This is a genomic window from Affinundibacterium fentianense (genome assembly GCF_018139545.1).
Classification (GTDB): Bacteria; Pseudomonadota; Gammaproteobacteria; order Burkholderiales; family Burkholderiaceae_D; genus Undibacterium; species Undibacterium fentianense.
In genome coordinates, this window is the sequence record NZ_JAGSPJ010000001.1 from 742,317 (window position 1) to 754,270 (window position 11,954).

The following is an 11,954-nucleotide window of genomic DNA, read 5'->3' on the forward strand; positions in this document are numbered from 1 at the left end:
AGGTCGATCTGGGGCAGCCCACGATCTCGATCAGGTCAACTCAGTTTTCTCAACTTACTGGCGTTATTTACTTGGCGGTGTGACGTTGTTTCCACGCTTCTAGGTATTTGGCCGCCTTAGGATTTTTCTCGTCCCAGTTCGGCGCTACTGCACTGTTTGCAATGTGCTCGATGGCCACCGCAACCGCTCGATTGACTTTTGCCATGTTGTCGTAATCGATTTTATGCGCTTCATCACCAAGGCCATGATAATCAGGGAAGCCATAGGCAACGCTGATCGTATGAGCGGGAATACCTTGATCTGCTAAGGCTTGATTATCACTCGCACCAAAATAACGATCACTATTCACCGGATGCTTCCAAACATGGATTCCAGTTTTATCACCCGCTTGTTTGATAATGGCCCCTACTTCAGAAAAATCAAAACCTGTGACGCCAACGGAAGCAACTTGTGGCCCCTCGGAATCATCAGTACGTCCGACCTGCTCAATATTGATACCTGCGACCGTCTTTTCGATAGGGAAAATCGGATTTTTCCCGTAGTAGCGTGATCCCACTAAACCTTTTTCTTCACCAAAGAACGTCATAAAAACGATACTACGTTTCGGGCGCTCTTTCATTCCCGCGAAGGCTTTTGCCAACTCGATGACCGACACCGTGCCGCTTGCGTCGTCATTCGCACCATTGAATATTTTGTCACCTTCGGCATTTGCTTTCATACCAATATGATCATAGTGCGCAGTGACCAACACATAGCTATCTTTCAATGCGGGATCCGATCCACGCAAAACCCCAATCACATTGCGCACAATTGTTGGCGTTGCTGGCTCAGGTTCGGGCGGCGGCACCGCAGCACCCGGACGACGTCGAATCTCTTTCTTTAAAATATTCCAATCGGCTGTTTGGAAATATCCTTCATTACCAGCGGGTTCAAGGCCGATAGCACGAAATTGCGCTGCGATATATTCTGCGGCCAAATCCAAACCACGTGAAGGTGTATCACGCCCCTCAAGCAAATCGGATGCCAAGAAATTCAAATGGCCTCGCATCGATTCAGCTGAAATTCGATTGATCGTTGCCTGCATCGATCCAGACAAGCCCGCCGCATCTTTGGACTTCACCGCTGCTTGCCCTTGCAACTGTGCCTGCGCAAGACATGGAGAAAGCAAACCCAAGGAACAGACAACGGTAGCTAGTATTTTCTTATTAAAGTTCATACGCTTCTCACTTTTTCACATGACTAAATTAATTGAATTGCCGAACTCGACTGGCAGTTGATTTCGGACTGAAGCTGGTCAGAGCCTATTTCCGCCAATAAGTTCCCGCCAATTTACAAGACCAAGCGCCAACTAAGCGAATAAAAGGGAAATCTATTCGCTCAATCGGACGTCATCCGTTCGCACTCAGCCTTATGCCCTTCTCACTTCTTGGACACCACTAACTTCATGAATCACCATCAAGGCTTTTTGTAGTTGACTTGTGCCGTTGATCTCAGCGGTGAAGGACATTTTTGCCTGTCCTTTTGCACTTTGGGTATTTACCCCGATAACATTGATCTTTTCGCGAGAAAACACCTCGGAAATATCGCGCAACAACCCTTGCCTGTCCTGCGCCATCACAAAAATATCAACGGGATACACGGTGTCTTTACCACCATCACCCCATGTCGTTTGAATGACACGTTCCGGCGCTTTATGACGCATTTCAGAAAAGTTCTTACAACTCAAGCGATGGATAGAGACGCCTTTTCCACGCGTCACAAAACCGACAATATCGTCGGGTGGCGCTGGCTTACAGCAGCGAGCCAATTGCGTCATCAAACCATCTGTACCGACTACTAATACGCCAGATTTTGCGCCCTGCACAACACTTGACGCGCGACTCTTATTGGCGATGAGATAATCGACGGGCACTTCCTGTTCGAGATTGTCGCGGAGCGCCGTCTCGACTTGACGCAAGCTAAACTCCTCCTTGCCGACGGCCAAAAACAAATCATCGAGGCTAGCGAAACTCAATTTGCGCGCGAGCTCTTCAAGATTGACCGATGTCTTACCTTCGCGCTGCAAGGTTTTTTCTATCAATCCTCGACCCGCTGATAAAGTATTTTCCTGGTCGATCGCATTAAACCATGCGCGAATCTTGCTGCGAGTCCGTGTTCCAACCGAATACTCCGTCGTCAGCCAATCACGCGATGGCCCAGTCTGAATAGAACCGGCTTTTAAGGTGATGATTTCAACCGTCTGACCGTTTTTCAACTTTGTGTTTAATGGCACCATAACACCATCAACACGCGCGCCACGGCAGCGATGTCCTACATCCGTATGGAGTTGATACGCAAAATCGACGGGGGTTGCACCACTCGGCAACTCAATCACCCTCGCTTGAGGCGTCAATACATAGATTCGATCATCCAAAGTCGCGGCTTTGACTTTTTCGACCCATTCACGTTGTAACTGCTCTTGATCAACCACAACATCCGAAACCTCATTTTTCCAAGCCAATAATTGACGCAACCAAGCAATTTTCTCGTCATATTCTTGTGCTGAAAAATTGGAACCACCCGTTTCTTTATAACGCCAATGCGCTGCCACACCAAATTCAGAAAATTGATGCATTTCCTTTGTGCGAATCTGGACCTCTAAAGGTCGTCCATCTTCCACCACGACAACGGTATGCAAGGACTTATAGCCATTCGGCTTAGGACGGGAAATGTAATCATCAAACTCCTTAGGAATTGGCGTCCACAAGTTATTCAATATTCCCAACACCGCATAACAATCTTTGATATCGTCAACGATCACTCGGAAGGCGCGAACATCATACAATTCATCAAAATCAACACGCTTACCTCGCATCTTTTTCCAGATACTGTAGATGTGCTTAGGCCTCCCACTTACCTCCGCTTTGACGCCAACAGTGCGTAACTCTTGCTCGAGCCTAGCGATCGCAGAGACCACAAAACTTTCGCGCTCGACCCGTTTTTCTTCTAACATTTTGGCAATGCGCTTATATTGCTCCGGCTCCAAAAAACGAAATGAAAGATCTTCTAATTCCCATTTCAATTGCCATACACCGAGTCGGTTTGCAAGCGGTGCATATAAATCCATCGTTTCACTGGCATACTGCTGAGCTGCACCATCATTCCGCTTGCACTCAGCAAAATAGCGCAAGGTTGTTACACGCGAAGCGAGACGAACTAACACTACCCGCATGTCATTCGCCATAGCCAGCACCATTTTGCGTAGCACTTCCATTTGCGATGCAGTCCGCTCCGCTTCGTCTTTGCCGCGCCCAACATCATGCTGTGTCAATGTTGCTTCACGCAAGCGCATTAAGCGCCTTACACCGCTTACCAACTCCGCAATGTCTTTGCCAAACTTGACTTCAATTTTTTCGGCCGCCAAAGGATTTAATTCAGAAAGTTCAAATAACAAGCCGGCAATGCGTGTATCGACATCGGTCTTTAGCATCGCTAAAGTCGACGCCACGCCAATCGAAAATTGCAAAGCATCTTGCTCCGTGACGATCGACCGATTTTCATAAAATGGCGAGACGAATTCTAAAGCCTCAAGTACTCGTGCAGCATCTGATGCTGACAAGCCATCGACCAGCTGTGATTCAGAAATAGCGGCGGACAGTGAAACCATATTATTTTTGCGCTGCGGTCACGACAATTTCAACGAGCCACTCTGGATTGGCCAAAGCGGCTTGTACCGTGGCACGAGGTGGCGCGTTGCCTGGTGCAACCCAAGCATCCCAGGCTTGATTCATTCCCGCCATATTTGCCATGTCGGTAATAAAAATCTGGCACATCAGAATGCGTGATTTATCACTACCCGCCTCTTCCAAAAGACGATCAATTTGCATCAAAACATTGTTGGTTTGACCAACAATATCGAGACTGACGTCTTCGGGAACTTGACCAGCCAAATAGACCGTCTTATTAAAAATTGCAAATTCGGATAAACGTGGACCCACATGAAAACGTTGCATCTATCTCTACTCCAACGATAAAAATTAAGACAATAAAAATTCACGCACTATGGCAATCTGATCTTCCTGTACCAAACTCGGTGCATGTCCGACGCCTTGAATTTCACACACCTTTGCACGCGGACCACGCGAATGCATAACTTGCGCAGTGTCGGCGCTCAACAAGTCTGACTCCGCACCTCGAATCAAGAGGGTCTCGCAAGTCATGGCATCATAGGCAGCCCACAACATTTGCTCAGCCAACTTCGCAGTTTCAGCTGTGGTTGCCTGCACAGGTATCGCCAAACCCAAATCATAATGACGTACCCATTTGCCTTCAGCATTTTGCTTTAAGACATCGCGTGCCAATTTTCTCCATTGCGCATCAGAATGCTTGCCAAACGATTGGGAAACGTTACGAATAAATAGCTCCCCCTCTTCAAAAGTATCAAATCGCACGTCCTGTGCGATCAATTCACCGATACGTCGAAGCCCGTCAAAATTAAGGCTAGGCCCAACATCATTCAGTATCATCTTACGAATGGGATTGCCTTTCATCGAGGCCAAAATTAAACCAATCAAGCCACCCATGGACGTACCAAGCCAATCAACCGTCTTGGCATTGAGGCGCGCCAGCAAGGTGACCATGTCACTCACATATTGCGGTATCTGATATAGCTGTGGATTCGACAAAAAATCAGACTGTCCACGGCCAACGACATCGGGACAAATCACACGATAATCCTGCTCCAATGCTTGCGCAATCGCATCAAAATCGTCCGCGACGCGGGTAATTCCATGGACACAGATTAATACCTTGGTGTTGTCAGGATCTCCCCACTCTTTGTAAGACATCTTGTGCAAACCGGCAGGCGAAATACATTGAACAGATTGACGAGTGAAAGTCATAGAAAAAATCTTTGTTGGATTGGCGATGTAAGCTGTCATTTTACCGATGGTTTAGCATAAAATCTTTGGCTTAAGCGCAATTCACTCACTATTTTTGATTTTTATATAGGAAACAGCATGCAAATAAGAACACTTGTTGGTAAAACGGCGTTAGTCACAGGATCCACATCCGGAATTGGCTTGGGAATAGCACGTTCTTTGGCCGCAGCGGGTGCAAATATTTGCCTCAATGGTTTTGGTGACGCGCAAGAAATTAAGCAATTGCAAGTACAAATCGAAACAGATTTTCAGGTCAAAACTAGTTACTCTGGTGCCGATATGTCAAAGGCAAGCCAAATCGAATCGATGATGGCGCAATTCCAAGCAGAATTCGGCAGCATCGATATTCTTGTCAACAATGCTGGGATTCAGCATGTTGCGTCGATAGAGGAATTTCCTACGGAAAAATGGGATGCGATCATTGCGATTAACTTAACTTCCGCATTTCACACGACGCGACTCGCACTGCCATCGATGCGCGCCAACAATTGGGGGCGCATCATTAATATCGCTTCGGTGCATGGTTTGGTTGCCTCAGCGCATAAATCGGCCTATGTCGCAGCAAAACACGGCTTAGTTGGTCTCACAAAAACGACCGCACTTGAGACAGCAGAAAGCGCCATCACGTGCAATGCAATTTGCCCAGGATTTGTCCTCACTCCTTTGGTTCAAAAACAAGTCGATGCACGTGCAGAACGTGATGGTCTCTCCAATGAAGCGGCAAAAAAATCCTTGCTTTCAGAAAAACAACCGTCTGGTGAATTCGTGTCGCCGGAACAGTTAGGTGCGCTAGCCGTATTCTTCTGCAGTGATGCGGCAACCCAAATTCGTGGTGTTGCGTGGAATATGGACGGCGGTTGGGTCGCACAATAGTATTTTGCTCGCGCGAATTTTCCCTTTGTTGTTTCACTTTTGCTTTACTTCGCGTAACTTGGTATCGATTCATTGAATTTCACTTAGGCTCGCCATCTTGGCAAAACAAAAAAGATGGCTCTTTTCTCTCCATATAGGAGGTTTTATGCTCCAAAATTTGACAATCACAAGCATCTCATTCAACAAGCGCTCTCGTGATCTCATTCTCACAGGAATGTTTGCTCTTTTAAGTACTTCTGTCTTTGCAGAAGACAAAATGAAACCTGGCCTATGGGAAATGGCGGTCAAGTCAGACCTCTTAAATAGCCTAAAGTCGATTCCGCCCGCGCAAATGGAAGAGCTCAAAAAACGTGGTGTCAAGATTCCAGAGATCAAAGACGGCGCGATGCTACAGAAGGTGTGCATTACAAAAGAAATGGCTGAAAGAACGGGTAAGCCAGGAATGCAAAATAACCCGAGCGGCTGCAAAGAAAAAAATTCTAAGCGGGTCGGAAATTCATTTGTTATGGAGCTCGTTTGTGACACTGCAAAAATGAAAGGGACAGGAACGGTACAAGTCAATTTCACAGAAAAGAGTTTACAGACCACCTACGATTTCAAAGGACTTGCCTATAACCGACCGATGAATCAACACATTGAAACGAACGGAAAATGGCTAAGCAGCGATTGTGGTGACGTTAAGCCAGTTGGAGCGCCGGGATCCATTCCTTCGGCAGTGATTCCGGGTAACAAATGATCTCATTTCGTAATCAATATACTCGGCAAATAGCACAGAAATGACGAGCTAGTGATACAACGAATAGCCGTTTTGCGTGATACCAAGCGAGGATGTAAAAGACCTTGACTAGGCATCACAAAAAAACTAAAGCCGCCATGCGTTGCTGCATGGCGGCTTTAGTTTTTAATCGACAGTATTCATGAACTTGCTACAAGCGACAATCAACAAGCAAGAGAAACTAGATCGATCCCATATCAATGACTGCTTCTGTTTTCACTTGCATTTCTTCTTTGCTGACACCCGGAGCAAGCTCAACCAATTTCAATCCGTTTGGCGTAATGTCAATGACGCCCAAATCGGTGATGATACGGTCCACAACGCCGACTCCAGTCAAAGGCAAATTGCAGGACTTCAAGATCTTATGGGCATCACCTTTTGCGACGTGCTCCATCAAAACCACGACGCGTCCAACGCCTGCAACCAAATCCATTGCACCGCCCATACCTTTGACCATTTTGCCTGGAATCATCCAGTTGGCGAGATCGCCTTTTTCCGACACTTGCATCGCGCCCAAAATGGCGACGTTAATTTTCCCGCCGCGTATCATCGCAAATGAATCCGCTGAACTAAAAATCGATGAGCCCGCGAGCGTTGTCACAGTTTGTTTACCCGCATTGATCAAATCAGCGTCAACTTGATCCTCGGTTGGAAAAGGACCAATGCCGAGTAAACCGTTTTCGGATTGCAACCAAACTTCCATATCTTGAGGCACATGATTTGCCACCAACGTTGGCAGTCCAATCCCCAAATTCACGTAAAAACCATCTTGTAATTCTTTTGCTGCGCGCGCAGCCATTTCGTCACGATTCCATGCCATGATAAAGTCCTCTTTCTTGTTCTGTGAAATATCCCGATATCAACGCTGATTAATTCGGCGTGATGGTACGTTGTTCAATACGCTTCTCTGGATTGGCATTGACGACAATGCGATGTACGTAGATTCCTGGTGTATGGACTTCATCCGGATCAATTTCACCGATCTCAACCAACTGTTCAACTTCCACAACCGTAATTTTGCCCGCCATCGCAACGTTGGGGTTGAAATTACGCGCCGTTTTACGATACACCAGATTACCTGCTTTATCTGCTTTGAAAGCTTTAACCAAAGACACGTCCGCAACTAAGGAACGTTCCATCACATATTGTTCACCATCAAACTCACGGACTTCTTTGCCTTCGGCAACGATCGTCCCTACCCCTGTTTTCGTAAAAAATGCAGGAATACCGGCCCCACCAGCGCGTAACTTCTCGGCTAAGGTCCCTTGCGGTGTGAACTCCAATTGCAACTCACCGGCTAAATACTGCCGTTCAAATTCTTTATTTTCACCGACGTAGGAAGAGATCATTTTGGTGATCTGGCGTGTGGTCAATAATTGACCCAAACCAAAACCGTCAACACCTGCATTGTTTGAAATTGCGGTCAAATTTGTTTTCCCTGTATCACGCAAAGCTGCGATTAACGCCTCAGGAATACCACACAATCCAAAACCACCCACAGCGATCGTTTGACCATCTTTAACGATGTCCGCCAACGCCGTCGCAGCATCAGGATAAAGCTTATTCATATGTCTCCCTTTTCTAGAAATCCCAAAAAAATTAAGGATAGAGGGCAATTCAATACATTGCAATACCGTAGAACTACTACCCTCATTCCGCACAATGATTTTGCATATCAGCACATTTAAACGACTGAAATTTGCTTTTTCCGTGCAATCACTCGCCAATCACCGTACTTCATTGTATTCTAAGCAGCGCAAAATCGACCCGATCAACTCAAGCCCACCAGCCCACTATGCCACCAGCACTCCCCATCGACTACGCCAACATTTTTCACTTGGCACCGATCGGCATGTGCGTGTCGCAAAATCGTTGTATCACGGCATGCAATTTGGCCTTGGCGCGCATGTTTGGTTATACACAAGAGGCATTGATCGGTCAGTCATTCCTCGTCTTATATCCAAGTAATGATGAATTTGAGAGAACCGGCGCACGCATCGTCCCGATTATGAATACCAAGGGTAGTTATTCTGATGAACGCATTATGAAACGTGCCAATCAAGAATTATTTTGGTGTCACGTCTCGGGTCGAGCGTTGAATGCGGAAGACGTGCACGCTGCGGGAATTTGGACTTTTGATGACTTAAGTGCAAAGCGTCAAGTGTCCCAAGAATTGTCGACACGTGAACGCGAAATTGCTGCATTGATTGCCGAGGGCCAAACCAGTAAATTAATCGCACGCAATTTGCAGCTCAGCCCACGCACCGTCGAAATGCACAGGGGAAAACTAATGAAGAAGTTGAATGCGACAAGTTCGAGTGACTTAATAAATAAACTACTAAGACTCTCCTAAGCCCAGTAAATTTATCTGCAAAACGAAAGCTTGCGAAAGCACTGGTCTCTGTCACGTTTGGTTAAAAAAATGCCCGAATAATTCAATTCGGGCATTCGGTCTTACATCATTTGATTCAAAGTAAAAACGAGCAGCTTGCAATACACAAATAAATTATGAAGCGCTCAATCCATCATCCGCAGAGACAATTGCGCCATTAATAAAGCGCGATTCTTCCGCCGCCAGTAATAGCAAGAGTCCATCAAGATCTTCAGGTGTTCCGACACGTTTGCGTGGCAACATATCGATCAATTTTTGACCATGTTCAGTACGGAAATGATCCGCGTTAATCTCGGTTTCAATATAACCCGGACAAATCGCATTCACATTAATTCCAAACTTACCCCATTCGACTGCCATCGCTTTGGTCATCTGAATCACCGCGGCCTTACTCATACAATAAATACCCAATTGCGGAATCACTCGCATCCCTGCAACCGAAGCAATATTGATAATGCGGTGTTGCTTCTTATGATCACCTTTATAGCGTGTAATCATCCGCTTCGCCGTTTCTTGTGCCACAAAAAAAGCGCCGCGCTGATTCGTGTCCATCACAAAGGCGTAATCCTCCGGTGACACATCAACTAACTTTTGTTGGGTTGAAACGCCAGAATTATTAATCAAAATATCAATCGGACCCGCCTCCGTTTCAGCATGAGCGATCGCTGATTTAATGCTCGCGTAGTCAGTCACATCGAGAGAAACAACGTGAGCGGCGCCCCCATCAGCCTCGATTTCAGCGCGCAATTCCTTCAGGCGCTCGGTCCGACGCGAAGCAAGTACAACTTGCGCACCCGCCATCGCGAGTACCTTAGCAAAACGAGCCCCCAAACCACTTGATGCCCCCGTAATTAAGGCCACCTTGCCTTCAAAATTCACTTCAATTCCCATCTTTTATCTCCAACGAAGTTCGTACACAATACGAGTTTGATCAACAGACCTTCTCGGGTTTTACTGATTCAATTATGCTTGACCGCATCATACCTGCATTCAAGTTGCCTAGGTAAGAGCATAGATTGTCAAATCGCATGAAAACCGCGTTTTATTTCTGAGGAAACGTTCTATTTGAAGACAAATACAGCGCATTCATGATGATATAAAAGGCAAATTTGAAAAAATCTGGGATAATTCTGGCTGACAAGCGAACTCAAAATACAACAAGAATCGCGCATTAGAAATTCACCACTAGTCGATCATCTTGCGGATTTGAATGAGTGCTCATAAGATCGTGCATCGATTCAATCTAGCGACTGCCTTCAATTTGGAAAGCTCATACTATCATGCCTACATCTCAACAACTTTCGCAGCAATTATTAGAAGAATACGGTCCACGCGACGCGATGGAATATGACGTTGTCATCGTTGGTGGTGGTCCAGCTGGATTGTCCGCTGCAATCAAGCTGAAGCAATTAGCCGCGTCAAGTGGCAAGGAAGTATCGGTCGTTGTGCTCGAAAAAGGCGGTGAACCTGGTGCCCATATCCTCTCCGGCGCGATCATGGATCCGAAAGCACTGACCGAGTTATTCCCGAACTGGAAAGAATTGGGTGCACCATTGAACACGGCTGTCTCGGAAGACAGAATTTTTGTTTTGACTGAGAACAAAGCATTCAAAACCCCAAATTGGCTGGTTCCGAAGTGCTTTCACAATGAAGGCAATTACATTGTCTCGCTCGGTAATGTCACACGTTGGCTTGCCCAACAAGCTGAAGCACTCGGCGTTGAAGTATTCCCAGGATTTACAGCTGCCGAGGTACTGTTCAATGAGGATGGCTCAGTAAAAGGCGTTGCGACCGGCAATATGGGCGTCGATCGGGAAGGAAAAGCCTCATCCTCTTTCCAGATCGGAATGGAATTGCATGCCAAATACACCTTGTTTGCTGAAGGTGCCCGCGGTCATTTGGGGAAACAGATGATCGCAAAATTTGATCTGGACAAAGGTAAAGATCCGCAATCCTACGGAATTGGCATCAAAGAACTTTGGGAAATTGATCCCTCCAAGCATCAGGAAGGCTTGGTTGTTCATACAACAGGTTGGCCGATGATGAGCGAATATGCGGGTTCTTTTCTCTATCATTTAGAAAACAATCAAGTCGCGGTCGGATATGTAGTCGGACTCGCCTATGAAAACCCTTATATTTCACCGTTCGAAGAATTTCAACGTTTCAAGACCCACCCAAGTATTCGCGGCTACTTTGATGGCGCAAAACGAATTTCTTACGGAGCCCGTGCAATCACCGCCGGTGGTTTACAATCTTTGCCCAAATTAAGTTTTCCTGGTGGTGCATTGATCGGTTGTGACGCCGGTTTCCTCAATATGAGTCGAATTAAAGGCAGTCACGCCGCCATTAAAACTGGTATGTTGGCAGCCGAAGCTGCCTTTGACGCATTGGGCTCTGGTCGTCAGCATGATGAACTAAGCGCTTACGCAAGTGCATTTGAAGCGTCATGGTTACATGAAGAGCTACATATTGCGCGCAACGTCAAAAATTTGCTCAAGAAAGGCGCGTTGGGTTCACCTCTGGTGTGGCTCGACCAAGTGCTTCTACGCGGCAAAGCGCCTTGGACTTTACGCCATTCTAAGCCTGACCACGCCTGTTTACGTCCAGCTGCAGAATTCACGCCAATTCACTATCCAAAACCAGATGGAAAACTAACATTTGATCGTTTGTCGTCTGTATTTATTTCCAACACCAATCATGCGGAAGACCAGCCGATTCATCTTACATTGAAAGATGCAAGTGTCCCCGTCAATATTAATCTCGCGAAATATGCTGGACCGGAAAGCCGCTATTGTCCAGCGGGTGTGTACGAATTTGTAAAGACTGAAGAGGGAACAGATCGTCTGCAAATTAATGCACAAAACTGCGTCCATTGCAAAACTTGCGATATTAAAGACCCAACTCAAAACATTGTATGGGTTACGCCTGAAGGCGGTGGCGGTCCAAACTATCCGAGTATGTAACCACGCCTTTGCTTCCGGAAGATGAGGTGCGC

11 protein-coding genes are annotated in these 11,954 nt (G+C 46.5%); 4 read left to right on the plus strand and 7 right to left on the minus strand.

Annotated features, from left to right (window positions below):
• Positions 1-67 precede the first annotated feature (67 nt).
• From KDM90_RS03300 to KDM90_RS03315, 4 genes are all read right to left on the minus strand, one after another.
• Positions 68-1,216 (minus strand): M28 family peptidase, encoded by a 1,149-nt coding sequence (locus KDM90_RS03300; RefSeq protein ID WP_230409568.1) that lies wholly within the window; start codon positions 1,214-1,216, stop codon positions 68-70.
• Positions 1,217-1,408: 192 nt separating this feature from the next.
• Positions 1,409-3,646 carry a RelA/SpoT family protein gene (locus tag KDM90_RS03305; RefSeq protein ID WP_212674127.1) on the minus strand — a complete coding sequence of 746 codons (2,238 nt, stop codon included), beginning with the start codon at positions 3,644-3,646 and terminating at the stop codon, positions 1,409-1,411.
• Between the two features lies 1 nt (position 3,647).
• A complete protein-coding gene (locus tag KDM90_RS03310; RefSeq protein WP_212674128.1) occupies positions 3,648-3,992 on the minus strand; it encodes a RidA family protein in 345 nt (114 codons plus the stop codon).
• A 24-nt stretch (positions 3,993-4,016) separates the two neighbouring features.
• A complete protein-coding gene (locus tag KDM90_RS03315) occupies positions 4,017-4,880 on the minus strand; it encodes an alpha/beta fold hydrolase (protein WP_212674129.1) in 864 nt (287 codons plus the stop codon).
• Positions 4,881-4,997: 117 nt separating this feature from the next.
• On the opposite strand from KDM90_RS03315, the gene KDM90_RS03320 reads away from it, so the two are divergent.
• Positions 4,998-5,792: a 3-hydroxybutyrate dehydrogenase gene (locus KDM90_RS03320; protein WP_212674130.1), complete on the plus strand. Its 795-nt coding sequence runs from the start codon at positions 4,998-5,000 to the stop codon at positions 5,790-5,792.
• 97 nt (positions 5,793-5,889) lie between these two features.
• Positions 5,890-6,528: a DUF3617 domain-containing protein gene (locus tag KDM90_RS03325; protein WP_212674131.1), complete on the plus strand. Its 639-nt coding sequence runs from the start codon at positions 5,890-5,892 to the stop codon at positions 6,526-6,528.
• A 220-nt stretch (positions 6,529-6,748) separates the two neighbouring features.
• Here KDM90_RS03325 and KDM90_RS03330 read toward each other — a convergent pair whose 3' ends face one another.
• Together KDM90_RS03330 and KDM90_RS03335 are read right to left on the minus strand one after the other, a co-directional pair.
• Positions 6,749-7,387 (minus strand): CoA transferase subunit B, encoded by a 639-nt coding sequence (locus KDM90_RS03330; protein WP_212674132.1) that lies wholly within the window; start codon positions 7,385-7,387, stop codon positions 6,749-6,751.
• 49 nt (positions 7,388-7,436) lie between these two features.
• Positions 7,437-8,135 (minus strand): CoA transferase subunit A, encoded by a 699-nt coding sequence (locus KDM90_RS03335; RefSeq protein WP_212674133.1) that lies wholly within the window; start codon positions 8,133-8,135, stop codon positions 7,437-7,439.
• 227 nt (positions 8,136-8,362) lie between these two features.
• Here KDM90_RS03335 and KDM90_RS03340 point away from each other — a divergent pair, with 227 nt between their 5' ends.
• Positions 8,363-8,920 carry a PAS and helix-turn-helix domain-containing protein gene (locus tag KDM90_RS03340; protein WP_212674134.1) on the plus strand — a complete coding sequence of 186 codons (558 nt, stop codon included), beginning with the start codon at positions 8,363-8,365 and terminating at the stop codon, positions 8,918-8,920.
• Positions 8,921-9,073: 153 nt separating this feature from the next.
• Here KDM90_RS03340 and KDM90_RS03345 read toward each other — a convergent pair whose 3' ends face one another.
• Positions 9,074-9,850: an SDR family oxidoreductase gene (locus KDM90_RS03345; RefSeq protein WP_212674135.1), complete on the minus strand. Its 777-nt coding sequence runs from the start codon at positions 9,848-9,850 to the stop codon at positions 9,074-9,076.
• 449 nt (positions 9,851-10,299) lie between these two features.
• Here KDM90_RS03345 and KDM90_RS03350 point away from each other — a divergent pair, with 449 nt between their 5' ends.
• Entirely contained in the window at positions 10,300-11,922 is a 1,623-nt protein-coding gene (locus KDM90_RS03350) for an electron transfer flavoprotein-ubiquinone oxidoreductase (protein ID WP_212674488.1), read from the plus strand.
• The last annotated feature ends 32 nt before the right edge of the window (positions 11,923-11,954 follow it).